At 57.2% G+C, this 24360-nt stretch carries 16 protein-coding genes; 5 read left to right on the top strand and 11 right to left on the bottom strand.

The window, feature by feature from the left end; genetic code table 11:
- Window positions 1-252 precede the first annotated feature (252 nt).
- Together ACFPDR_RS03425 and ACFPDR_RS03420 are read left to right on the top strand one after the other, a co-directional pair.
- Window positions 253-1203, top strand: coding sequence for an IS110 family transposase (locus ACFPDR_RS03425; RefSeq protein ID WP_060186598.1), 951 nt, complete (start codon window positions 253-255; stop codon window positions 1201-1203).
- Window positions 1204-2024: 821 nt separating this feature from the next.
- The gene (locus ACFPDR_RS03420) at window positions 2025-5327 is read left to right on the top strand and encodes an autotransporter outer membrane beta-barrel domain-containing protein (protein ID WP_376910558.1); all 3303 of its coding nucleotides are present in this window, start codon (window positions 2025-2027) and stop codon (window positions 5325-5327) included.
- 119 nt (window positions 5328-5446) lie between these two features.
- On the opposite strand, the gene ACFPDR_RS03415 is transcribed toward ACFPDR_RS03420, so the two are convergent.
- The 4 genes from ACFPDR_RS03415 to ACFPDR_RS03400 form a co-directional block, all read right to left on the bottom strand.
- On the bottom strand, window positions 5447-6070 hold the full coding sequence (locus ACFPDR_RS03415; RefSeq protein ID WP_035275666.1) for an N-carbamoylsarcosine amidohydrolase: 624 nt from the start codon (window positions 6068-6070) through the stop codon (window positions 5447-5449).
- Window positions 6057-7109, bottom strand: coding sequence for a 2,5-dihydroxypyridine 5,6-dioxygenase (locus tag ACFPDR_RS03410; RefSeq protein WP_045931261.1), 1053 nt, complete (start codon window positions 7107-7109; stop codon window positions 6057-6059). Before ACFPDR_RS03410 ends, ACFPDR_RS03415 begins: the two co-directional genes overlap by 14 nt.
- Before the next feature lie 81 nt (window positions 7110-7190).
- A complete protein-coding gene (locus ACFPDR_RS03405; RefSeq protein ID WP_376910555.1) occupies window positions 7191-8015 on the bottom strand; it encodes an alpha/beta fold hydrolase in 825 nt (274 codons plus the stop codon).
- Window positions 8016-8076: 61 nt separating this feature from the next.
- Window positions 8077-10335: a xanthine dehydrogenase family protein molybdopterin-binding subunit gene (locus ACFPDR_RS03400; RefSeq protein WP_137431462.1), complete on the bottom strand. Its 2259-nt coding sequence runs from the start codon at window positions 10333-10335 to the stop codon at window positions 8077-8079.
- Window positions 10336-10735: 400 nt separating this feature from the next.
- Here ACFPDR_RS03400 and ACFPDR_RS03395 point away from each other — a divergent pair, with 400 nt between their 5' ends.
- Together ACFPDR_RS03395 and ACFPDR_RS03390 are read left to right on the top strand one after the other, a co-directional pair.
- Window positions 10736-11212: a (2Fe-2S)-binding protein gene (locus tag ACFPDR_RS03395; protein ID WP_035273699.1), complete on the top strand. Its 477-nt coding sequence runs from the start codon at window positions 10736-10738 to the stop codon at window positions 11210-11212.
- The gene (locus tag ACFPDR_RS03390) at window positions 11209-14049 is read left to right on the top strand and encodes a c-type cytochrome (protein ID WP_376910553.1); all 2841 of its coding nucleotides are present in this window, start codon (window positions 11209-11211) and stop codon (window positions 14047-14049) included. Before ACFPDR_RS03395 ends, ACFPDR_RS03390 begins: the two co-directional genes overlap by 4 nt.
- 155 nt (window positions 14050-14204) lie before the next feature.
- Here the strand turns inward: ACFPDR_RS03390 and ACFPDR_RS03385 are convergent, their stop codons facing one another.
- From ACFPDR_RS03385 to ACFPDR_RS03360, 6 genes are all read right to left on the bottom strand, one after another.
- Window positions 14205-14753: a DUF924 family protein gene (locus ACFPDR_RS03385; RefSeq protein WP_376910551.1), complete on the bottom strand. Its 549-nt coding sequence runs from the start codon at window positions 14751-14753 to the stop codon at window positions 14205-14207.
- Between the two features lie 48 nt (window positions 14754-14801).
- Window positions 14802-15581 carry an ABC transporter ATP-binding protein gene (locus ACFPDR_RS03380; protein ID WP_240688279.1) on the bottom strand — a complete coding sequence of 260 codons (780 nt, stop codon included), beginning with the start codon at window positions 15579-15581 and terminating at the stop codon, window positions 14802-14804.
- Complete coding sequence (locus ACFPDR_RS03375) at window positions 15578-16345, bottom strand: ABC transporter ATP-binding protein (protein ID WP_035273692.1); 768 nt, start codon at window positions 16343-16345, stop codon at window positions 15578-15580. Before ACFPDR_RS03375 ends, ACFPDR_RS03380 begins: the two co-directional genes overlap by 4 nt.
- Window positions 16342-18237, bottom strand: coding sequence for an ABC transporter permease (locus ACFPDR_RS03370; protein WP_035273689.1), 1896 nt, complete (start codon window positions 18235-18237; stop codon window positions 16342-16344). The genes ACFPDR_RS03375 and ACFPDR_RS03370 overlap by 4 nt, the downstream gene beginning before the upstream one ends.
- Window positions 18238-18304: 67 nt before the next feature.
- Complete coding sequence (locus tag ACFPDR_RS03365) at window positions 18305-19522, bottom strand: ABC transporter substrate-binding protein (protein ID WP_115634371.1); 1218 nt, start codon at window positions 19520-19522, stop codon at window positions 18305-18307.
- Window positions 19523-19939: 417 nt separating this feature from the next.
- The gene (locus ACFPDR_RS03360) at window positions 19940-20527 is read right to left on the bottom strand and encodes a hypothetical protein (RefSeq protein ID WP_042488862.1); all 588 of its coding nucleotides are present in this window, start codon (window positions 20525-20527) and stop codon (window positions 19940-19942) included.
- Window positions 20528-20716: 189 nt separating this feature from the next.
- Between ACFPDR_RS03360 and ACFPDR_RS03355 the strand changes: the two genes are divergently transcribed.
- Window positions 20717-23149, top strand: coding sequence for a penicillin acylase family protein (locus ACFPDR_RS03355; RefSeq protein WP_257112351.1), 2433 nt, complete (start codon window positions 20717-20719; stop codon window positions 23147-23149).
- A 73-nt stretch (window positions 23150-23222) separates the two neighbouring features.
- On the opposite strand, the gene ACFPDR_RS03350 is transcribed toward ACFPDR_RS03355, so the two are convergent.
- Window positions 23223-24335, bottom strand: a complete 1113-nt coding sequence (locus ACFPDR_RS03350; RefSeq protein ID WP_009464009.1) for a sensor domain-containing diguanylate cyclase — start codon at window positions 24333-24335, stop codon at window positions 23223-23225.
- Window positions 24336-24360 lie beyond the last annotated feature (25 nt).

Raw genomic sequence — 24360 nt, 5'->3', positions numbered from 1 at the left:
GTACCCTAGTCAGGAGATAGCTACGGGCGCATCCTGAACTTGTATGGTTAAGTTGTCGGGGTGGAGGGACATCCTGAACGATCGGCCAATGCCGGACCGACACCGCGAGAACTCTCCCGCCCCACCCATCACCGTCGATAAGGAACTGAGCGGCGCCGTTCATCGAACCGCGACCGCCGATCTGAACGCAAGTCAACGAGCCGGATGGCGTACACCCCGACGTTACTCATTGTGCGCTTTGGAGGTGCTCCCATGCAAACGACTGTGCTTTATATCGGTGCTGATGTTGCCAAGGCTGAGCTGGTCATCAGCGTAGCGGGCCAACGGCCCTGCATCATTGCCAACACGGCGACTGGCATTACACGTTGGTTAAAGACAGTGTCAGAACACGCGCTGATTGCCATGGAGTCAACGGGCAGTTACCACGCCTTACTGGCCCAGTTGGCTTATCTGCATGGCTTGACGGTCTATATCTTGAACGCGCGTGATGTCTTTTACTATGCACGAGCCTTAGGCAGCCGGGCCAAGACCGATAATATTGATGCCGAGGTCATTGTCCGCTACCTGCAAGAGCATCAATCCAGCCTGCAAGCTTGGCAACCGCTCACCCCCGAGCAACAACAGTTGCGTCAACTGTTATCTCGTCGCGCTCAAGTGATCACTCACCAGAGCGCTTTACGCCAGGCCTTTACCGACGTGGATCTATCAGGTGTCGATACCCAAGCGTTGCAACATGGATTTGATGTTGTGCTGGCCTCAATGGATCAACAAATACAGCATTTGATTGCGAACGACCCGCAGCTCGAACGGGGGTATCAGCGCCTGCGTAGTGTGAGCGGCATCGGTCAACAGACAGCGGCCTTGTTGACCGAACTGCTCAATCGTATTCCCTTTGCTAATGCGGATGCCTTAGTCGCGTATAGCGGGCTCGATCCCCGACCCAACGACTCAGGGGCCAAGCGAGGCCGTCGTCGTATCAGCAAGCGTGGGCCGGCTCTGCTACGCCGACAACTGTATTTGGCTGCGATGTCGGCCTGCCGCAGTGCAGCATGTAAACCGTTGTATGAAGCGTATCGTGCCCGAGGCCTGGCGGGCACAGAATCGATTGTGATTCTGGCTCGTAAGTTGCTGCGCATTGCATATGCCGTGTGGAAAAGCGGACAAGCCTTTGACCCGTCCAAACTATCGCCTAAAACAGCTTGACCCAAACCATAGAACCTCGCGGGGTGGTTCGTCCCCCGGACGAACCACAAGCGTCCCGCTCAAACAGCAGGATGCTTGCACCCCTACGCTATCTCCTGCCCGCGGCAAGTACTCTGATCCGCCCCAACACATCAACAGGCCGACTGAACGGCTCACAATGGTTTTCTCTCTACCAAATCCTTGCTAATTCCTTGAAAAATAGGGCTTCTTTCCTTTCACCTCCTCTGCCAGTGCTGTTTGGGCTTTGAGTGAGGCCGGTGGATGGTTTTCTTGTGGGGCCCGGGTACGGCTTGGCGGGCGAGTCAGGGCTCTTGCCGCGGGCAGAGTGCTGGGGCGGGATGCAAGGGTCGTGCTGTTTGAGGAGCACGCTTGCGGTTTGTCCGGGGGACAAACCGCGCTCCGAGTTCACGACCCGCCCGCCCCAGCACTCTGACAAGGGTACCCACGCGCAGCGTGGGCAAGAGACCCGCCAAGACAAGCCGTACCCGGGCCCCACAAGAAAACACGCGACACTGGTTAAAGCCCAAACGGCACGCCCAGAAGAAGGCTCCTCTTAAACAACGACCACTCCTGCCAGCACACAATCCCTGGGCCTCGGCAAACCACCGCCCGTTTAAAAAACAGGGCCAAGGGTTTAAAACCATCCATATCCATTTGACACCATCTGATATATTTTCCCGACGCAGACCAAGGTAGCTCCCCCTACGTCAGCCCCTCACGATGCAGCAACAATGAACGCCCCACTCTAATCAAACTGTTTCCTCTACCTCAGGGGCCATCCAGTGCAAACAATATCTCGCGCCATCAACACCTGCCCAACAATGAAACCAACAAAACTGTGTGCCGCCCTGGCGCTTGTCATTGCCCCACTGTCTGCTCAAGCCCTGGAAGACAGAATCATAGAAAACGCCTCGGGACGCCCCGTCTTTATCGCGCGTTTTTTTGAAATTGACGATGGTCCATTCGACGACGAGGGCACTACGTCCTCCTGGAGCTGGCAAGGTCATGAAGCTTACAAAAACGAGATCGTTGACGGCTTGGGCTATTGGGCTGAAATACTCCAGACCCAAGGTAACAATCCCCCAACCATCGTCAATATCGGTACGAGTAATGTGTCGGGCAACGCCTACGGTGGCTCACCCGAAGCCAATGACGGCCAAAGTCCGTTCACGCAAATGCAGCAAAATATCTTCGGCCTGTCGCCTGCCGCCGGCTCGCTACCGTTAGGTGGACATGGTTTGTTTGGCCTGGGCACAGACGACTACGCAACAAGTCCGGCGTTTACACAAACACCCCAGACCGGTAAAGACAGCGTACTCCTGACGACCATTCACGAGGTTGCTCATGGGCTGGGTATTTTGAGCAGCGTAGAAAACAGAGGCAATAAACAGGACATACAACCGTATTTCGCAAGCCAGCTGAGTAGCTGGACGCAACTGCTAAGGGACGACAACGGTAATCCAGCACAGGCAGGACAGAAAGTTCTGTGCAATGGCTGCAACACCTCTTACGACCCTGATGCCTTCGATCTGCGCCAGGACAAGGGTTTCCTGGTCGGTGCCAATATCGAGCAAGTCCTGGCTGGAGGCCTGCAGGGCGTGCCCGTCAAGATACTGGGGGAAAACGGCGACGTAGATGACAACTTCATGAGCCACATCGAACTTCGAAACAGCGTCATGAGCCACCAGAATTTCCGTAACTATTCGGGCTTCATGGAAGCTGAACTGGCCGTTCTGCAAGACCTGGGCTACACCATTGACCGGGGCAACTTCTTCGGGCGCTCGATCTACGGCGATGGCCTTGAACTGGTGAATACACAAGGCTTCTTTGCCCGCAATGCCCAGGGCACCCACTACCTTCCAGGTCAGTACAACCAATCCACTTTAGGCTTGGGCCTGCATATCTATGGCAGCAATAATCAGGTCCGACAAGCCGCTGACCTGCTGGCAGCAGGATCAGGCGGTGCAGGCATACGGGTCGATGGCGAGAACAACACCCTTGTCATCGATCCAGGCGTCAGAATCTACGCAGATGGTTTGAACGGGCGAGGCATTCAATTTGCCTACGGACGCGGACACACACTGGTTCATCGCGGCGATATCCAGGCTAGCGGACCTCAGGGTGTAGGCCTGCGTTTTGATTTTGGCACCAACTCGCTAGGCAACGAGACCGAGCGACGTGGATCCTACATCCGTAGCAGCGAGGGCAGCAATGAAGCCCTGCTCCCCGAACTGAACGGCCCCCTAGTTCAACAAGCCGACATCAGCGGGCGAGTTGCAGGTCAAGAAGCGGCCATCCTGATCTCTGACAATGCCTACGTTGAGCGCATCAACCTGATGCAAGGTGCACAAATTGAAGGCGATATAGTGTCGCATTACGCAGAACGCGACGACAACAACAAGCCGCGTCTGACTACGCTGTCCTTTGGTCAGGCTGCCGACAAGATGGGCCGCAGCATTGATCAGCCCGATGCCACATTCCACTTGAGCTACGCCGGCAACATCACCGGCAAAGACAATCTGGCCCTGTCATTTGACGGCGGCACAACGCAACTGAACGGCACCTTGCAGGTTCACAGCGCCACCATCAAGGAAGCGGCAACCTTGGGCGGGAATGCCAGCTTTGATCTGGCCAGCGGCAATGCTCTGATTAATGCTGGCACCCTGGCGCCTGGCAACTCCATCGGGCGTATCAATGTAAATGGCGACTTTCAACAAACAGCAACGGGCCGCCTGTTAGCCGAGTTTGATGGCAAAGGCGGCCACGACACCCTTGCCGTCAGTGGCCATGCTGACCTGGCCGGCACGCTGCAACTGACGCCCGCCGCCGACTGGTATCAAAACGCCTGGTCCGTCGACACAGGCTCGTTTGTTGAAGCAACCAGCTACAGCGGCAGCTTCGGCACCACTCAAATCGCTTCCGTATCACCCACCTTGCAATTTGACGCCGCTCCCTTGGGTAATGAACGCTATCGCTTGTCGGCCACGCGAGCCAACAATGCCTATAGCCAGTATGGCCGCGACGAGAACCAGCAAGAAGCCGGCCAAGCCTTGTTCAAACTAGCCGCCGCCGGGCCAGCAGCCACACAAGGCCTGTTCCAGGCGCTCGACTTCTCGGCCACGGACGGCTCCCAAATACCCGCCGCCCTGGACCAGATATCACCGGCAGGCTACAGCGCTGCAATGGCCGGCTCCCTGATGCATGAGCGCTCGATCATGCAAACCGCCCGCCAAGGCCTGAGCCAAAGCATGCTGCGGCCCGGTACTGACTGGCAGGGCTACGCCTTGGTATTCGGTGCCAGTGGCGATCAAAACACGCGCGGGTCCATGCTTGGCTACGATGCCAACAGTTATGGCCTGATCGTTGGAGCTGGACGCGCCCTGGAAACGGCCCCCGACTTCGCCGTGGGAGCGCAGCTGGATATTTCAGACCTGTCGGTCAAGCCGGATGCCCCGTACTCCGGCAAGAGCAAAGCCACCGCGTTCGGCCTTGCAGCCCATCTGCAATACCGCCCCGGTGCTCGGGAAGGTCTTTTTGCATTCAGCGGGCTGCGCCTGGGTCTGGAACAAGCCGATATGCGCAGGCAAATTGCCATTGGAGACTACCAGGCCACGCACTCGTCCGACTGGACAGGACGCAATCTGTCGATTGACGCTGGCACAGGCTACCTGTGGCAGTTGAACCCATCCTTGTCTGTCGGCCCCTTTGCCAGCATGAACTATGCCCTGGTGTCCCGCCCATCGGTCGACGAATCTGGCAATGCGGCCACTCGACTTCATCTGGACAGCAAGCGCGTAGACGCCTTGCGCTCCAGCCTGGGGCTGACGGCGGAATGGAAGCGCGCCCTGGCTGATGGCAGCAACTTGGCCGTGAACGTTGACATTGGCTGGAATCACGAATGGCTGGATCGCGACCTGACTCAAGCTGCCCGTTTCGCCATTGCATCCACAGATACGACGTTCAATACCCGCAATAGCGTACTGCCCCGCGACACGATGAGCCTGCGAACTGGCCTGATCTGGCAACGCAGTGAGCGTCTGTCGATTGGCACCAGCATCAGTTCACAGTTCGGCGGCGGGTATTCATCGCTGCAAGGACAGATGAATCTGCGCTGGGCGTTTTAAAAACAGATGGCCTCACACGGACCTGAACAGCAACTATAAAAAAGCCCCCGAGAGTCGTTCGACTCCCAGGGGCACAGGTCCGACAGCCTGCCCCCAAGCGGCAGACTACCGATACTCGATCAAAGTCCGATCAACTTCATCGCTTCTTCACGCGTTGCCACGGTGGCGTACTTCTGACGCATATCGAACAGGTTCGCCTCGTGAGGACCAATCGCACGGTCACCCACGCAATCCGATACCACCAAGGGACGGAAACCCAGTTGCATCGCATCGACCACGCTGGAACGCACACAACCGCTGGTCACGGCGCCAGCAACCAGCAGTGTTTGCACACCACGCTGGGTCAACCAAGCCGCCAAGGGCGTACCGAAAAACGCCGACGGCACGTTCTTGCGAACGATGAACTCACCGGGCGCAGGAGCCAGTTCCGGCACGATATGGCTGTTGTGCGCGTCTTCGGTCAGACCCAGCATGCCGGGGACTTTGATGCTAAAAATGTTGTTATCAGCGCCATCATCGGCATACACGATACGCGTATGCGCCACTGGCCAGCCCTGTTCACGCGCCGTTGCCAACAGCTTCTGTGTGTTCTCGATAGCTTCAGGGATATTGCCGCCACCAAACACGGCAGGATCCGCAAAGCCATTCACCAGATCAATAATCAACAAGCCGTAAGGAGCTTTAGGCTCCAATGTCGACCCAAACCCTTGTTGAGCGTAAACCGCTCCCTCATTCGTACTCACCAACGCCTCCGTCCAGTACTTTGCCATCACGCACGACAGCGCGGCCATCCAGGCTGACCGTGCAATTGCGCAAAGGAATATCAATGTGGCATGCGGTTGTGCGCTTGCCGCCAGCTTCATTGTTCGGGCCCAGGGAGAACAGGAAGTTACCCTCGAACGCACGCGCATCCATGCCAATGGTGTTCTCACGCGAGTACAGACCCAAGGTGGACCAGTGAGCGCGCGGCTGCAAACCCCAACCAATGTGGGAAATGGCATAACCTTCGGGATCGTTGAAGGTCTTCATGTATTCGTCCAGCAGCTCGGCTTCGATACCACCTTCAATCTTGGTGGCATAGCCGTTTTCCACGGTCAGAATGATCTGCTCGGTAGAGTATTTCTTCTGTGGCAACAGGATGTCGCCCTTGTCGATCACGATGGTGCCGTTAGTGCCCAGCTCGTTCGGCCAGGTCAGCACAAAACCGCTGGGCCAGTGGTCCCAACGACCGGGCTCATCCACAAAACCGTATTCACGAATCGCCGGGAATTCACCCAGCGGGCAACGCAGGTTCGTACCGGCAGGAGAGGTAATACTCATTTCCTTGGCGGCCTTGATCAAAGCGGCTGCCGCAGTCACGCGTGCACGATCCGCTTCCGTTGGCACCGTGCGAACCAGAATTTCTGGTGGCTCCACCGCCAGCAGAATCTTCGTGCCCGACTTCAGAATGTCGATCTGCTCGGGCGAGAACAACAGGGTCATCAAGTCCAGCACCAGATCACTGGCCTTCAGGGCTGCAATCGCTGCTTCGTTACCCGTCAGCGGGGTCGTACCCAGGTAGGCCAGCGAGTCACGGCTCAAGGCTTTTTCCGCGTTGACCGGCAACAAGTCCAGGCGATTCACAATCGCACCCATGGACTGAGCAGCAATCTGCGCACACTGCATGGTTTGCGGATGCGTGGTCGAGCTGGTCAGCAAGGTCACGGTTTGACCGGCCTGCAGCTTGGACAGGCGTAGCACTTCTTGCCATGCCTCGATAAGTTGGTAATCACTAACTGCCATCTTGTCTCTCCTTGTGAAAGGTTCCGACACTGACGCGGAACCTTTGCATCACGACGGGCCGCCCATGCGGCCCTTTCAACATCACACCAAGCGCTGGCCCAGGAAGTCACCGAAGGCTTCGTAAAAGCCTGCTTCGTTATCCCAAGGAATCATGTGACCGGCATCAGGCACGCGAACGTGCTGAACGCCAGAGGCCAGTTGCTGAATCTCGGCCACATCTTCATCGCGCACCACATCCCCGCGCTCGGCTGTCATCAGCAAGGCAGGCACGGTCAAATGCGGGAAATCGACATGAATATCGTCGGTATGAAAGCCCTCAAAGCTGGCCAGAATCGCAGGCTCATGGCAGGTGTGCAGCCACTGGGCACGCAATTGCAACTGCTCTTCGGTCCAGGTCGGGCAAAAGGCACGCATGTCTTCTGCGGTGCAGCCTTTGCGAGCCATCGCCATGGAATCGACGTACCAGGGCAACTTGGAGGGATAAGCGCGACGACCTGGGCCGGACACTGGCGGATCAACCATCACCAGACGGTTCAGGCCATCGCTGTTCTTGTGAGCGGCACGCAAACCAATGCGGGCACCCATGGAGTGACCAACCACGATGTAGTCCTTCAGGCCCAGCGCCTGAGCCAGTGCAATCAAGTCATCCGCCTGCGCATCCAGGCTGTAATCCATACCTTCAGCCGCTTCGCTCAAACCGCGACCACGTACGTCCTGAATGTAGGTATCAAAGTGCTTGCCGAACTGCTCGCCCACAAAGCCCCAGGTCACAGCCGGACTGGTGATACCAGGAACAATGATGACGGCTGGGCGCTGATCGCGACCCTCGCTGGAACCACCGTAACGCAAGTAATGCTGACGAATGCCATTGGCATGAACATGGCCGCCGTAAAGAAAGGTACTCATTAATCTGTCCTTGGATTGAAACCGTCAGGCCCTAAGCCCGACCCATGAAAACTGCTGCTGCCTAGGCCATTTGAGGCGTAGCAGCCAGCGCGGCCCGGACCACATCCGGTGTAAAAGGCACCTGCCGAAAACGTCGGCCAGTTGCATCAAACAAAGCATTGGCAATGGCCGAGGCACAGGGTACGGAGGCGGATTCGCCCGACCCCATAGGCGGCTCGGACTGCCTGTCCATCAAAATCACCTCTATGGGCGGGATACGCGGGAAATCCACAATAGGATAGGCACCCCACTCCGCACTGACTACGCCCTGTGCGTTAAAGCGCACCTGTTCATACAACGTGCGGCTCAAGGACTGAATCACATTGCCGTGAATCTGGTGGCGCACACCGGCCGGGTTCACCATCTGCCCAGTATCCTGACCCACATAAATCTTCTGCACGTCGATCACGCCCGTTTCTATATGGACCCGCAAATCCAGTAACCAGGCTGACCAGGCCGCCCCGAAACCAGGGAACTTGCTGTGTATATAACGGGCGTACGACAGACCACGGCCATACAAATAGCCCTGCTCATCCGGCTGCCCGCGCGAACCACGCTGCCCAATCTGCCAGTGCCCCTTATCCGCCACCGCCTGCAGCAGTTCCTGAGCACGTTCATCCTGATCCAGATAACGCAGGCGATAGGTCAAGGGGTCCACACCCGCTTCCACTGCCAGCTCATCCAGAAAGCAGTCATGCGCAAAAGAGTTGGGCATGGCCGACACGCCGCGCAACCAGGAAGCGCGCACAATCGCGGGCATGTCCTGACACACAATGCGCTGCTTGGGATAGCTGTAAGGCGGTACGGCCGTACGGTCCCCCATTTCCAACTGACGGGGGGCCGCCGACTCCCGCCCCGTCAACAAGAGCGCCAGGTTCGGCGCATCATTGGAGGGGTAATGGGTCACAAAATCGTAATGACGCAGTTGCCCTTGGGCATCAATGGAGCCTTCGACATCCATCAACTGAGCAGCGCCTTTAGGCTCCCAGCCGTGCTCTTGTTCTCGCGTCAGTTGCACACGCACCGGCGCACCTACGGCTCGGGACAAGAGCAAGGCATCCGCACACACATCGTCAGCACAATTACGGCCATAGCAACCGGCCGCTTCGTGACGGATGATCTCCAGACCGGCCTCGTCCTCGTCCAGCAACTGGCTCAAATGAACGCGCAACATATGCGGGTTCTGCGAGCCTGACCAGATCCGGCTATGACCGGGCTGATAGTCCGCCACCGCGCAAGACGGACCAATAGAGGCATGCAGCTGAAAAGGCCAGACATAGCTACGCTTCAAGCGTTTGCCTTCTGGCGGCAGCTCGTCAAAACCCGGCCCTTTATCGGCCAGCAAACGCTCTGTCATGGGCTGACGACGAATCAGCTGCTCCAGATTGCTCATATCCTCCAGCGGAGGAATCGCTTTCCAGCGCACTTTCAATTCGCGGGCAGCACGCATAGCGTGTTCTTCACGACGCGCGACCACACCAATAAAGTCGCCAATCACCACGACTCGCACATCGTCGCCAATATGACGGATGGACTCCTCGTCCACAGACTCCAGGCTGCAACCGATGAAGTCGCCGCTATCACGCCCTATATAAGGAGGACGCACAACGCGGCCATGCAACATACCGGGCACGCGCACATCGTGCACATACACCCACTGCCCTGCGACCTTGCCCGGAATATCGACACGCGCCTGGGCTGTCCCTACAATGCGCAATTGTTCGGCCGGTTTGGTGGGAGTTTCTTTATCCAGATAGGCCCGCAGTTCCAGACCCTCCAGCAGTTTCCAGTAAGTCAGGCTGCGCCCGTCCGGGGCAATAATGGTGCCGTCTTCCACGCGTAATTGTTCGGCAGGCAGTGCCCAGCGTTCTGCGGCCTGTGCCAGCAGCAATTGACGTGCCTGAGCCGCCGCCTTGCGCAGCGGCACAGCATGAATCTGAATCGAAGCACTGGCGATGGTGGGGCCTTGATTGGGCACCGCATCGGTATGACCCAGCACCATTTGCACGCGTGCCATGGGCACATCCAGCTCGTCGGCCACAATCTGACTCAGTGCAGTTTGAATGCCGGTACCCAGATCCACGTGCCCATTAAAAGCGCGCACCCAGCCCTGTTCGGACACGGCGACAAAGACATCGTCGTGCGCCTGCAAATACTCGGACACCACGCCGGGCTGGCCGGGCGAAGGCTTGGGAGGCCGCGCCGGTGCCGCTAAAATCAGCAAGGTGCCAGACGCCCTGAGCAAGTCTTGCTGCTGGTGGCGCGGCGCATCGTAAGACATCACACTCTCCTGGCTGGGCTTTATATAAGGGGCTGGAAACCGGCCATCAGGGCTCCATCCCTGAAAACCTGCCTGAAACGCCCCCTGGCAAAACATTGATTACTAGCGTACACGCCCTAATAAAAACAAATGCAGTGCGCTTCAACCCATTTATCGCAACTACTATAAAGAGAAAATCAAGGGCTTAATAATCAGTGTAAACCCTATATTAAATAAGATTAGACCGAATTTCGAACGGCTTCCCAAGAGGGCTTTGATTGATACCTCAAGGGAGTAGTAGAATCTATTTACTCTATAAATTAAAGTGTATACACTTAATTTAAGCATATCAATACCGAGCTGATAAAAGCACCGCACACGCTGTCCGACAACAAGGTGCGATCTACCAAAGGTGAAACCCATGAACCCTTGTACTCGCCCGCACACCTTGCGGGTCAATCAAGAGACCCACATCATCGAGGTGGAACCCGATACGCCGCTGCTTTATGTATTGCGTAACGACCTGGAACTGAATGGCCCCAAATTCGGCTGTGGCCTGGGTGAATGTGGCGCCTGTACGGTGCTGGTCGATGGTGTGGCCGCCCGCTCCTGCGTTGTGCCTGTCAGCCTGGTAGAAAACCGTCAGATCACTACCTTGGAAGGCTTGGCCCGGAACGGCCAGCCTAATGATGTTCAGCAGGCATTTATTGACTGCCAGGCCGCACAATGCGGCTATTGCCTCAATGGCATGGTCATGACTGTGCAGGCCCTTCTGGAACGCAATCCGCAAGCCACCGAAGAGCAAATTCGGGACGAGCTGCGCTATAACCTGTGCCGTTGCGGCACGCACGTAGAAATCATGCAAGCCGCCGTACGCGTCGCAAAGGCCCGGCAATGAGTCATTCAGTACAAGACCTTTCCCGAGCGTTGTGGCCGGAACTGCCTGCTGGCACCAGCCTGCTGCATGGCGCTGTTGTGCGGCCTCCTTACTGGTCGTACGAGAACGGGCAGTATCTGGGTGCTGAATTACAGACAGTAAACCAGCAGGCCGCCCTGCAAGTGCCTGGTGTCGTGGCCTGTGTGCATATGGGCAATTTTCTGGGTGTGCTGGCGGTGCAAGCCGAGCAGGCTCAGCAAGGCGCTGCTTTGCTGGATGCACGTTGGGCTACGCCCGTAGCGGCAAACCAGGCTACGCTTCCAGCGAATGAGGAAGTTGCTGCTACGCTTAGCACCCCCGATCAAAGCTATGAATGGCAATCTGCCGCCGAGCATCAGGAAACTGCCTGGGCCCGTGCCTGTTATCACGACAAACAGCTTTATGTTTGGGCGCATACGCAGCGCCCCGCGGCCCTGCTGATTGAGCTGCAAGCCTTGAGCGGCCTGCCCAGCGAACAGATCCATTTGCAGGATATTGCCGGTAATCAGGCCGATGCTTACGACTGTGCCATGGATGCGGCAGTCATGGCCTTTGGGCGCCCCCAGGCCGTACAAATTCGTGCCAGCCACAGTGCAGACATCATTCGCCTGAGTGTCTTTAAAGGCACTGCAGAGCCAAACGACCTGAATGCCCATTTGCGGGCCACCCGCTGGCAACTGAATACCTTGTCCGGTGCGCGCCCTTCTCTGGCGGCCATTCTTTGCGGTCAGCCAGGTTTGCCCAGCAGCGGCCCGGCCGTAAAAAGTGATTACTTCTCCGCCCCTACGCCTAACTATGATGGCGCAGCCGCCAGCAGCGACCCCGACAGCCTGGCCCAGGCCACGATCTTTGCTCAAGAGTCGCAGTTCGATCAAGACTGCCACAGCCTGGGACTGGACCCCTTGGCGGCACGACTGGAACAAGTCAGTAGTCCCCAAGGTCGAGATCTGCTGCAACGGGTTGCCGAACAGTCGGACTGGTCCGAACCCTTGCCCGCCCATCAAGGCCCTTTACGCAAGGGTCGCGGGCTGGCCTACAGCCATATTGTTGAACACGTCCCCGGGCAAGCTGCACGCGAGCAGTGGTCCGCCTGGGCCGTGGATGTTAGCGTCGATACCCGCCAAGGCACACTCAGTATAGACAAGCTGACCATTGGCCACGACAGCACCGAGCTGGGCACTCCCGAGCAGGCCACGGAGTCCGCGCCTGCCTTGGCCGACCGACTGAGTCGTTGGGCGCAGCAACTGCTAAACAACGGCGTGGGCAAAGGCGGTGAAGGTCATAGCGACAGCCCCGTCAAAGAAACAGCCGACAAGCCAGCCGTTCAGCTGGTCAAACGGGAGTCTGCTGTAGGCCAGCCTTTGGCCTGGAATCAGGGCGTGGAACTGCCTGCCGCTGCCGCCATTGCCAATGCAATTTTCAATGCCAGTGGCATACGTCTGACCAGTGCGCCTTTTAGCGAACAGTCTTTGGCACTGGGCTATCAGTCCGATAAGACAGGCAGCAGCAAAAAGCGCAAAGCCTGGTGGGGAGCCTTGGCCGCGGTCGCCACCGGCACAGTCTTGAGTGCCCTGCCCTGGCGACCTGCCATTGCACCGGTCGGCCAAGTGGATACCTCCATCTTTTCAGAGCTGGCCATCGAACGCGGCCGCCTGGTTGCGATTGCGGGCGACTGCATGGTCTGCCACACCGCTGAAGGCGGCACACCCAATGCGGGCGGTCTGGGTTTGGATACGCCGTTTGGCACGATCTATACCACCAACATCACCCCTGACAAAGAAACCGGCATAGGCAGCTGGAGCTATAAAGCCTTTGAACGTGCCATGCGCGAAGGTATTCATCAGGACGGTCGCCACCTGTACCCGGCCTTCCCTTACACGGCCTTTGCCAAGATCAGCGATGAGGACATGCAGTCCCTCTATGCCTACTTGATGACGCAAGAGCCGGTGAAATCCGAAGTGCCTGAAACCAAACTGCCCTTCCCCATGAATATGCGGCCTTTGGTAGCGGGCTGGAACCTGCTGTTTCACCGTGATCCGAATGCCTACGTGCCGGACCCCACGCAAACCGTGCAATGGAATCGGGGCGCGTATCTGGTTAACAGCAGCGGACACTGTGCGGCCTGCCATAGCCCGCGCAATATGCTGGGAGCCGAGAAAGGGGGTGAAGCGAATTTCCTGGCCGGTGGTTTTGCGGACAACTGGGAAGCGCCTGCACTCAATAGCTTGTCCAAAGCCCCCATCCCCTGGACAGAGCAGGAGCTGTACCAGTACTTGCGTACCGGCTATTCGCCCCGTCATGGTGTGGCAGCAGGGCCAATGGGACCGGTCGTGGCGGGTTTGGCAGAACTGCCTGAATCCGATGTCCGCGCCATGGCGCATTATCTAAGCAGCCTGAACCCGGTCGAGACCGAACAAGAACAAACGCACGCCGCCCAGGCCGCGCTTTTGGAGCAGAACAGCCGCAGCAATAAGGAAGTAATGTTGATGCCGGGTGAAAACCTGTTCAACGGCGCTTGCGCTGTCTGTCACGACCCGCGCGGTGGGCCGGTGCTATTTGGTGCCCGCCCGTCCCTGGCCTTGAACAGCAATCTGCACAGCGAGCATCCGGACAATACGATTCAGGTATTGATGCACGGCATTACCCGTCCGGCACAGCCTGCTCTGGGCTCCATGCCCGGTTTCAAGAACAGCATGAATGACGAGCAGATGGAAGATTTGCTCAACTATATGCGCGCGCGCTTTGCTCCGGACAAACCAGCCTGGACAGGACTGAAAGACAAGATTGCAACCATACGGGAGCAAAAGGGACACTTGTAGACCGGGCTTGTCCGCAGATAGTGTTTAGATAAGGGGTAAACGAACCAAAGGCGGCTTCAAGTTTTCACCTGGCCGCCTCTGTTTTATGGTGCATCACCTTCAGACTTGGCCCAGGCCAAGCCCAAGATCCCAGCCTGGCCCGGACTCAAAACCCATCAGCCGGAAAAACCACCGGCCTCCAGGAACTTCTGCTCTTCCTCCGTGGTAGTACGCCCCAGGATCGAATTACGGTGCGGGAAGCGCCCAAAGCGCTCCACCACATCCAGATGCTCCTCAGCGTGGTCCAGCCAGGGACGGCCAATTTCCTGATTCAGACGCACGGCCTCTTGCTGATCGGCCAGGTTCTCTGCATGGGAATACGGCAGGTAGCAGAACACCCGACGCTCCACCGGAATCTGTTTATCCAGCCCCTTGGCCACCATTTCCTTGGCAATCGCCACCCCCTTCTCATCGGTCGCATACATGCGCGTGGTATTGCGAAAAGAGTTGCGCGGAAACTGATCCAGCAGAATCAGCAAGGCATAGGCTCCTTCTGCCGTCTGTGCCCAATCATCCAGCTCGCCCCTGGCAGCACGTTCGTGCCAGTCCAAAAACCGTTCGCGAAATTCCCGGTCAAAGTCATCGGACTTGCGAAACCATTTCTCTGGCCCTGATTCAACCCAGAAATCAATCACTGCCTGAGGATTGGGACGTGCATCTGCCATGGTGTTCTCCTGGAGCCGGTCTGGCCTCCAATACGGGGAGGCCCGAAGTTAGACGGACAGGTAAGTGCGCCGCACTTGCTCGTTGGCACTTAATTCCTGCATGGCGCCACTGTACCGTATTTGCCCCTTTTCCAGCACATAAGCCCGATCCGACACCAGCTCGGCAAAATGCAAATTCTGCTCGGACAGCAAGATGCTGACACCGGCCTGCTTCAGCTCCAGAATCATGTGCACCATCTGCTCCACAATCACGGGAGCCACGCCCTCGGATGGTTCGTCCAGCAAGACCAGATAAGGATTGCCCATCAAGGTGCGCGCGACGGTCAGCATTTGTTGCTCGCCCCCGCTCATCTGCCCACCGGGCCTGTCCTGCATTTGACCCAGATTCGGAAACAGGCTGTACAAGCGCTCGGGCTGCCAGTGCGGAGCTGCTGTACCATCGGGCCAGCGCCGTGCTGGCTGACGTCCCACTTCCAGATTTTCCGTGACGCTCAGGTCGGTAAAGATACGCCGGTCTTCGGGCACAAAGCCCAAACCCGCACGTGCGATTTCAAAGGGCTGCTTGTCGTGAATGGCCTGGCCCATGAATTCAATATGACCGTCGCAGCGCTCCATCAAACCCATAATGGATTTCAAGGTAGTGGACTTGCCCGCACCGTTACGCCCCATCAAGGCGACCACTTCACCACGTCGCACGGTCAGTGACAGGTCAAACAAGATATGCGCGGCACCGTACCAGGCATTCAAGCCATCCACACTTAGCAAAGGCTGCTTGTCGACCACGCCTGTGGCAACCCGCTCAGAACCGGCTACTAAATCCTGCGTCATGCTGGCTCCTTGTTCTCGAATGTTTTGCCTGTGCCAAAGTACACCTCCTGCACCTTGGGATGCTGACGGATATAGTCTGCATCCCCTTCTGCCACCAGCCGACCACGGGCCAGTACCAACATACGGTCCGAGTGCTCGAACACCACGTCCATGCTGTGCTCGGTAAACAGCACACCCATATTGCGTTCGATCACCAGTTTTTTGGTCAGGCGCATCAACTCATTACGCTCTTTGGGGGCCATGCCTGCCGTAGGCTCATCCATCAGCAAAAGACGGGGATCGTTGGCCAATGCAATCGCCAGCTCTACCCGCTTCACGTCCCCGTAAGCCAGCTCGCTACAAGGGCGTTCAGCCTGCGCCAGCATACCCACCTGATCCAGCAAATCCAGCGCACGAGCCCGTTCGAACTGAGCCGCCCGACGCCAGAAGGAAAACAGTTTTTTCTGATGTGCCAGCAAGGCCATCTGCACGTTTTCCACCACCGTCAGAGACGCAAAAGTCGCAGCAATCTGAAAGGTACGGCCCACCCCTAAGGCAGCAATCTTGCGCGGGGCCAGCCCTACCAGTTCCTGATCGCCCAAACGCACTGACCCGGCTGTAGGCGTCAATTGCCCGCCCACCATATTGAAGGTGGTGGTTTTGCCAGCCCCATTGGGGCCGATCAAGGCCAGAAACTCTCCGGCCTGCACATCAAACTCGATACCGTCTACGGCCAGATTGCCGCCAAACGCTTTTTTAAGACCTCGTACTTGCAGCAAACTCATGACGATGCCTCCGGTGCTACGCGGCGATGCGCCCAGCGTTTGAAAAAGCCGGCAATACCCTGCGGGAAAGCCAGAACCAGCAGCAGAATCACGCCACCGAACAAGGCGCGCCAATACTGTGTAATGCCCAGGAAGAAATCCTGCAGCAAAGTGAATACGGCTGCACCCACCACTGGCCCAACCAGAGTTTGCAAACCACCCAGCAAGACCATGACCAAGCCATCCACGGACTTGTTCACTGCGATCACTTCAGGCGAGACGCTACCTTTGGAAAAGACAAACAAGGCACCGGCCAGACCGGCAAACGTACCTGCCAGAATAAAGGTCAGCCACTGCACGCGCTTGACGGGGATACCAATGGCCTCGGCCCGCAAGGCCGAGTCCCGGCTGGCACGCATGGCGTAACCAAAGGGGGAGAACAAGATGCGACGCAACAGGAAGGCCGCTGCCACCACCAGCAGCAAGGCAAAGTAATAGTAGCGATCACCCGACAGCCACTCCGCAGGCCAGATACCGACCACGCCATTGGAGCCACCCGTAAAGCTGTCCCACTGATACACAATCGACCAGATAATCTGTGCGAAAGCCAGGGTCAGCATGGCCAGGTAAACACCGGACAAACGCACACAGAACCAGCCAAAGATCAGCGCACCCAAACCTGCGACAGCTGGAGCCAAGACCAGAGACCAGCCCATGGACAAGGCCGCCGCCTTGAACAACAGGGCAGCTGCATAAGCGCCTAGACCAAAGTAAGCAGCATGACCAAAGGAGTTCATGCCCCCTGGCCCCATCATGAAATGCAGGCTCAACGAGAACAGGGACAAAACCAGAATATCCAGAGCCAGCACGGGTGCGTACGGGAACCAGTCGCTCATCAAAGGCAAGGCCGCCATCACACCCAGAACCACCAGCACCATGATCTGGAACGCTCCACTACCAGCACGCAGGGGCGCTTCGATAGGAGCCGAGTTACGGCTGACAGCTTGAGCACGCCCGAACAAGCCCCAGGGCCGGAACACCAGCACCACGGCCATGAAGATGAATTCCACCACCAGCGTCAACTTCGGAAAGGCAAAGTCCACACCAAAGAAGGTGACCGTGCCCAGCGCAATACACAGGGCTTTCAATTCAGCGACGATCAGAGCAGCCACGTAAGCGCCGGGGATGGAGCCCATGCCACCGACCACCACAATCACAAAGGCATCCCCAATCACGCTCAAGTCCAGCAGCAGATTGGCGGGCTGACGCGGCAATTGCACAGCACCACCCAAACCCGCCAGGAAGGCACCCAAGGCAAACACACCCGTAAACAACCAGGCCTGATTCACACCCAGCGCACCCAGCATTTGTCTGTCGTGGGTCGCGGCGCGCACCAGCACACCCCATCGGGTACGGGTCAGCAAGAGCCACAGCAAGCCCAGCACCACCGGACCGATCACGATCAGCACCAGGTCATAGACCGGGAAGAAGCGACCTGCAATAGAAATAGAGCCGTTCAAACCCGGAGCCAGCGGCCCCAGCAGATCTTCCGGCCCCCACACGGCCAAAGCGCCATCATTAATCACCAGCACCAGGGCAAAAGTGGCCAATAACTGGAACAGCTCGGGCGCTTTATAAATACGCCGCAGCAGCACGATCTCCAGCAAGGCCCCCAAGGCGCCGACCAGCAAGGCCGCCACAATCAAGCCTGCCCAGAACCCCAGCGCCGAGCCCCCCATGAACTGCACGGTGGAGTACGCCATGTAGATGCCCAGCATATACAGGGAACCGTGTGCAAAGTTGACGATACGTGTCACCCCGAAGATCAGGGACAAACCCGCCGCCACCAGGAACAAAGACGATGCCTCGGCCAGCCCGTTAAGGAACTGCACCCATAAACCCGATAAGGCCATTACTGCCTCGCGTCAGAAGTGGCGCGCCAGACGGCGCGCCGATCTACGAAATACTGCGTTCCTGGAATTATTGATTGGCCGCGGCAGGACGCCACTGGCTGACTTGCTCATCCGTAGGCTGTACATCTTTGCCATCGGCGTAACGGATATTGGTCATGATGCCCTTGCCGTCTTGTTTGGCCAGCACACCCACATACGCCCCCTGCGTGGATTGCTGATCTTGCGTACGGTAAGTGATGGGACCAAAAGGTGTGACCACATCCAGACCACGGAAGGCTTTGATCATGGCTTCCGTGTCGGTAGAACCGGCTTTTTCAATACCGGCGGCAATCGACACAATGGTGCTGTAGCCAATAATCGTGCCCAGGCGTGGGTGCTCTTTGTACTTGTCCTGATAGGCTTTCAGGAAGGCATTGTGCTCGGGCGTGTCGATGGCGTACCAAGGGTAGCCTGTCACAATCCAGCCTTCTGGCGTTTCTTCACCCAAGGGGTCCAGATACTCCGGCTCGCCAGTCAACATGCTGACTACTGGCAAGGCAGGGCTGAAGAACTGGCGCTGATTACCAGCCCGAACCAAACGAGCCAGGTCGGACGCAAACAGCACGTTAAAGACCGCATCAGGCTTGGCTTCGGACAAAGCCTGCACTACGGCACCAGCATCGACCTTACCCAGAGGAGTAGCCTGTTCAGCCACGAACTCGATATCGGGCTGGGCTTCTTTCATCAAGCTCTTGAAGGTGGCAACAGCGGACTGACCGTACTCGTAGTTGGGGTACACAATGGCCCAACGCTTCTTGTTCAGCTTGACGGCTTCCGGCACCAGCATGGCCACCTGCATATAGGTGGAGTTACGCAGGCGGAAGGTGTAGCGGTTGCCATCAGCCCAGACGATCTTGTCGGTCAAAGGCTCGCTAGCCAGAAAGAATACTTTTTTGTGTTTGGCAAAGTCGGTAATGGCCAGACCGATATTGGACAGGAAGGTCCCGGTCAGCACATCCACTTTTTCACGCGAGATCAATTCCTCGGCCGCACGTACCGCATCGCCGGGATTGGAGTTGTCATCCTTGATGATCAATTGCAGCTGCTTGCCGTGAATCCCCCCGGCCTGATTGATCTGCTCAACCGCCAGCTCCATCCCGTTTCGATAGGGCCCCAAAAACGCGGGCTGGGATTTATAGCTGTTCAGCTCCCCGATCTTGATCACCCCCTCGGCGGCAGCGGTGGCCCCCAAGGTTTGCAACATCATCGTTCCTGCCAGTGCTACCCCTGCAAATGTCTTGTTCATTGTCTTCTCCGTGGGCTTGTGAGGCGAAACACGACTCAGCAACTTGTCTTGTTTTAGTGATTTAAAGTGTACACATGGTATTTTTGGGAGTAAATCGGCCAAGACCTAGGGATATACCCTTGAACACTTTAAACATAAAACACAACAAACCAAGCAGAAAGCCGTTACAGCAAGGAGATCAAGAAGAAATGAGCAGAAAAAGTAGATAGCCTGAAAAGAAGATAATTACCGATATACAGTGACTACACTTAATAAGCCCAAAGATTAAAACGCAACCACCCCGCCTGGTTCCTGCACGCGCCGAATCATGGTTTTCATAAACTGCTCCATCATATCCGGCAAAGGGGAAGCAAACGGCTAAAAACGCTAGAAAGGCGGATGAGCTAATGCTCTGGATTTACAGTCTCAGGGTAGCAATCAGCCACTGCGAGTCTCGTGAACTCTCTGCCCCGATGAGGGTAAATCGTATAACTGGGGCGTGCGCGTTGGGTTGAAGTCCTGCCATTGACCATCACTCCAATTACCGTTGGCCCATTCGATGGCGTATCCCCCATTGCGCTGCAATTCACGCACCAGCACAGCTTCCTCGGCCTGCCCCAGACGCGCCGCCAGCATGACGCCCGACACCCGATTCAAGGTCTCTTTTTCAGGTCTACGGCCGCCCAGTTTCACAATACCGCCCACCATGGCGCCCACGTAGGCCCCCAAGGCAGCAAACGCAATCAACACAAACTGGGGCCAGCTTGTCATGCTCAGCAACCACCAACCCAACGCGACCCCTAGGGCGGCCCCCAGGACTACACCCAGGATGGCACCCAAACCGCCCCCTCGGGCAGCCTTATCCAAGGTTCTGTCACCTCCGATTGGATACTGCCCGTGCTGACCTCCTGGCTTAAGGTAGAAAACCTGTAGATCCTGGCTGTCCAAACCCTGCCCCTGCAGGACTCGCGCTGCTTGTTGGGCTTGATCAAACGTATCAAATTCCGCCGCAATAATGCGTTCCATAACAAGGCTCCCATATAGATGTGTTCAACAAAGAGCCAGCAAGTTTCATTCCCAGGCTGCCCTCTTCTACTGGGGAAATCCTCTATAAGGTTTCACCTGGAAATATCAATACCTAAAGAATTTTGACGTTATATTCTCAAGAGATAAAAAAACAGTAGCCCCCACGGCTACTCTTGAGGAGACCAGATTTTGACTTCCCCCCGTCGCTTCCCATCCCGGCTGACCCTTGGCGTGTTGACCACCAGCGTCTTGCTGGCCGCCTGTGCCAGCGCACCTGTAAGTGAGCGCAGCGTCACCATCAAGCGCGACAGCTACGGCACTCCTCATATCTATGCCGACAGCACTTATGGCCTGTTCTATGGCTATGCCTATGCCGTGGCTACAGACCGTCTATACCAGATGGAAATTGCCAAGCGCTCTGGCTGGGGAACCGTGGCAGAAGTTCTGGGACCGGACTTCCTGGAGCTGGATAAAGTCACTCACAACAATATCGATCCGGACTCTATCCGCAAACAATTGGCCGCTCTGTCCCAAGAGGACCGCGCCATGTTCGAGGGCTATGCCGCTGGTTTCACCCAACGCGTTCGCGAGGTGAAAGCCCAGCGCGACACCTTGATGCCCAAGGAGTTTCTGGACAAAGGGTTTGAGCCTTCTGAGTGGCAGCCTGAAGACATTGCCATGGTCTGGGTGGGCCTGATTCTGAACCGCTTCTTTGCTGGCACGGCCGAAGTGGCCAACCTGAGTCTGCTGGAAACCCTGAAAGCAGACCAGGGCGCGGAACGTGGCGAACAGCTTTATAAACAACTACGCTGGCTGAACGACCCGACTGCCCCCACCATTATTCCGCAGCCTGACGCCAAGGCAGCGCTGGCCGATTTGCCTACGCATTTGCAGGCTCTGTCCGCACAAGCGGCGCAGGACTACCTGCACAAGCAAGCCGTGGCCTTGGGCCCCACCGTGGCCGCAGGCACACCTACTGCCAGCAATGCCTGGTTGCTGGGCCCCGAAAAGACAAGCCACGGTCATGCCGTGCTGTACAACGGCCCGCAACAAGGCTGGTACACCCCGTCCATTACCTATAGCGTCGGCCTGCACGGTGCCGGCTACGACCTGACCGGCAGCACGGCCGTTGCCCTGCCCGCTATTTTGTTCGGCACCAATGGCCAGATTGCCTGGGGCTCCACCGTGGGTTCACTGGACACCAATGACGTCTACCAATTGCGCTTGAAAGACGGTGACCCGCATAGTTACTGGTACAACAATGCCTGGCACCCCATGGAGCACAAGCAGGTACGCATCAAGGTGCGTGGTCAGGACGATGTGACGCTGGACGTTTACCGCGCAGCTCAAGGTTATGTCAGCAGTTGGGACAAAAAGAACAACACCGCCTACGCCAACCGTCGCACCTGGGAAGGCCGGGAAATTGAAACCTTGCTGGGCTGGGCCCATGCGGCCAAGGCCAAGAACTGGGATCAATTCATGGCTCAGGCCTCGCGCGTCAGCGCCTCCATTACCTGGTTCTACGCCGACACCCAGAACAATATCGGTGCGGCAGCCCTGGGCCTCTTGCCCAAGCGTCCAGCCAATCAGGCGATCCAGTTCCCTGCAGCGGGCGACGGCAGTATGGAATGGCAAGGCTTCCTGAGCTTTGATCACAACCCCAAAGTGCTGAACCCGCAGCAAGGCTATATCGCCAGCTGGAACAACAAGGCCTACGGTGCCTTGCTGGCAGACAACTCCAACTTCTCCTATGTGGACCGTGTGCAGGAACTGCTGGCACCGCTACAGGCCAAGCAGCGCCTGAGTGACGAAGAAATCTGGGGCATTGACTCCCTGGGTGCCCGCTCTGATCTGAATGCGCGCTACTTCGCCCCCATCATCCAGGAAGCTGCCAAGCTGCCACGTGCCAGTGCACTGGCACGTCAGGCTGCCGAACAACTGAAAGGCTGGGACTACAAGCTGCACGTGGCCAGCAATGGCAAACAGTACGAAGGCAGCGCCCCAGCCGTGATGCAGGCCTGGATGCAAGCCGCAGTGCCCGTATTCCTGAAAGGTCGTTTGCCTGACAGCGTCTACAACACCTACACACAAAGCCTGTACCCGGCCATGGATGATCCGCGCAGTGCCCAGCCCGCTGCGGCCGCCAAGCTGATCTGGAATGCCATTCAGGGCCCGGCTGCTGGTGTGCCACAAACAATTGATTTCCTGCAAGGTCGCCCGGCCCAGGAACTGGTGCTGGACGCACTGGAGCAAGCTGCTGCCTCGCTACAGAAATCACAGGGTGCACAAGCCCAGCAATGGCGTGCTCCTGCCGTATCCATGCTGTTCGCCGCACGCAATGCGATTGGGGTGCCTTGGTCTGACCCTGCACACGAGCGCCGCATCATGCCTTATCTGAACACCGGCAGCGCCCGATTCCAGTATGTGCTGGACCCCACCGGCGTGCGCATGTGCTCGGTTATGGCTCCCGGTCAAAGCGGTTTCATCAATCCTGAAGGCGAAGCCAGCGCCCATCACTCGGATCAGTTGGAGATGTTTGCTGCCTTCAAGTGCAAGAGCGATGCCATCAGCGCTCAGGACATCGACAAGGCCAGCCAGGATAGCCAAACCCTGCGCTACTAAGCCGTCAATAGAAAACGGGGCCTGGAGCGGTACACGCTCCAGGCCTCGTTTCCTTGTGCTTCACCCGGCAGGCTTAATCCCTCGCTACCACCTGGTTACGACCAGCGCGCTTGGCTTGATACAAGCGCTGGTCAGCCTGCATCAGGACATCCTCAATCACCTGACCAGGCTGGCATACCGCCAAACCCATACTGGCCGTAATCTGAAAAGCCTCGCGGTCGTGGTTATAAAAGGTTTGTGCCTGTACCTGGCTCAAAAGCAGATCGGCAAAACTCAAGGCCTGTGCATCACTACGTCCGGCCAGAATCAGCACAAACTCCTCGCCACCATAACGGGCCGCCAGATCATCCGGCCCCAGCTGCGCTTTGAATAAAGAGGCAGTACGCGTCAGCACGTCATCCCCTACCGAGTGACCGTGGGTATCGTTGATCTGCTTGAAATGATCCAGATCCACCATCAGCACATGCAGCCTTTCATGCACTGGTCCCTGTCCCAGCTGACGGCTAATCGCGCCCCGGTTCAACAAGCCGGTCAAGGTATCGTGTGTGGCTTGCCGATATAAACGCAGCAAAAGCCCCAGGTGAAAATAATTGGCTGTTAAAGCGACGACCAGCAAGGCTGTCAAAAGCCAAAGATCCTGTAAACCTTTCATGCTTAGCCAGGTTCCCGAACTGACACTGGCCAAAACCTGCAAAGCAATTAACGCGCCCCCCACCAAGGCTGATTCCAGCAAAGTGAAAGGAAAAATGCTTAAGGTGGCCACCAGCAGGAAAGGAATAAAGCCATACCCCAGTACAACGTACTGGCCGGCCCCGGACAGGGTCAGCAGCATATAAGCGTAAAAAGAGGCCGGCAAAATAAAGACCAGGCCGCTTAAAACATAAATGCGGGTAATGCGCTGGTGGCCATTGAAAGCCAGCCATACGCACAAGATCAATCCCCCCAGGCTTAAAACCCGTATCGCCATCAAATGCGCGGGCCAGCTGGGCAAGACCAGCCAGTCCATCAAAGTCCAAAGGGGGGTCAACAAAGCAAATAACAAGCCAACCAGAATGACACGGCTGCGCAAATACTCCATTCGGGCATGAATGAAGTCACGAGAATGATATTTCCCGCTCAGTGTGTCGCGCACCGAGCTAATACTGATCGCTTGCAAGTTTTTCCAGCCTTCCAGAATTGTTCCCATCAATCAATTCGCTAAGAAGAAACAA

This window comes from Alcaligenes sp. GCM10023179, from assembly GCF_042653705.1.
Classification (GTDB): Bacteria; Pseudomonadota; Gammaproteobacteria; order Burkholderiales; family Burkholderiaceae_B; genus Alcaligenes; species Alcaligenes phenolicus.
The sequence above is the reverse complement of the archived record's forward strand: the minus strand, read 5'-3'. Positions and strand labels throughout refer to the sequence as shown.

Coding starts and splice junctions, on each gene's coding strand:
- ACFPDR_RS03425 (WP_060186598.1), top strand. CDS start 253: ATGCAAACGACTGTGCTTTATATCGGTGCTGATGTTGCCAAGGCTGAG.
- ACFPDR_RS03420 (WP_376910558.1), top strand. CDS start 2,025: ATGAAACCAACAAAACTGTGTGCCGCCCTGGCGCTTGTCATTGCCCCA.
- ACFPDR_RS03410 (WP_045931261.1), bottom strand. CDS start 7,109: ATGGCAGTTAGTGATTACCAACTTATCGAGGCATGGCAAGAAGTGCTA.
- ACFPDR_RS03405 (WP_376910555.1), bottom strand. CDS start 8,015: ATGAGTACCTTTCTTTACGGCGGCCATGTTCATGCCAATGGCATTCGT.
- ACFPDR_RS03400 (WP_137431462.1), bottom strand. CDS start 10,335: ATGTCTTACGATGCGCCGCGCCACCAGCAGCAAGACTTGCTCAGGGCG.
- ACFPDR_RS03395 (WP_035273699.1), top strand. CDS start 10,736: ATGAACCCTTGTACTCGCCCGCACACCTTGCGGGTCAATCAAGAGACC.
- ACFPDR_RS03390 (WP_376910553.1), top strand. CDS start 11,209: ATGAGTCATTCAGTACAAGACCTTTCCCGAGCGTTGTGGCCGGAACTG.
- ACFPDR_RS03385 (WP_376910551.1), bottom strand. CDS start 14,753: ATGGCAGATGCACGTCCCAATCCTCAGGCAGTGATTGATTTCTGGGTT.
- ACFPDR_RS03380 (WP_240688279.1), bottom strand. CDS start 15,581: ATGACGCAGGATTTAGTAGCCGGTTCTGAGCGGGTTGCCACAGGCGTG.
- ACFPDR_RS03375 (WP_035273692.1), bottom strand. CDS start 16,345: ATGAGTTTGCTGCAAGTACGAGGTCTTAAAAAAGCGTTTGGCGGCAAT.
- ACFPDR_RS03370 (WP_035273689.1), bottom strand. CDS start 18,237: ATGGCCTTATCGGGTTTATGGGTGCAGTTCCTTAACGGGCTGGCCGAG.
- ACFPDR_RS03365 (WP_115634371.1), bottom strand. CDS start 19,522: ATGAACAAGACATTTGCAGGGGTAGCACTGGCAGGAACGATGATGTTG.
- ACFPDR_RS03360 (WP_042488862.1), bottom strand. CDS start 20,527: ATGGAACGCATTATTGCGGCGGAATTTGATACGTTTGATCAAGCCCAA.
- ACFPDR_RS03350 (WP_009464009.1), bottom strand. CDS start 24,335: ATGGGAACAATTCTGGAAGGCTGGAAAAACTTGCAAGCGATCAGTATT.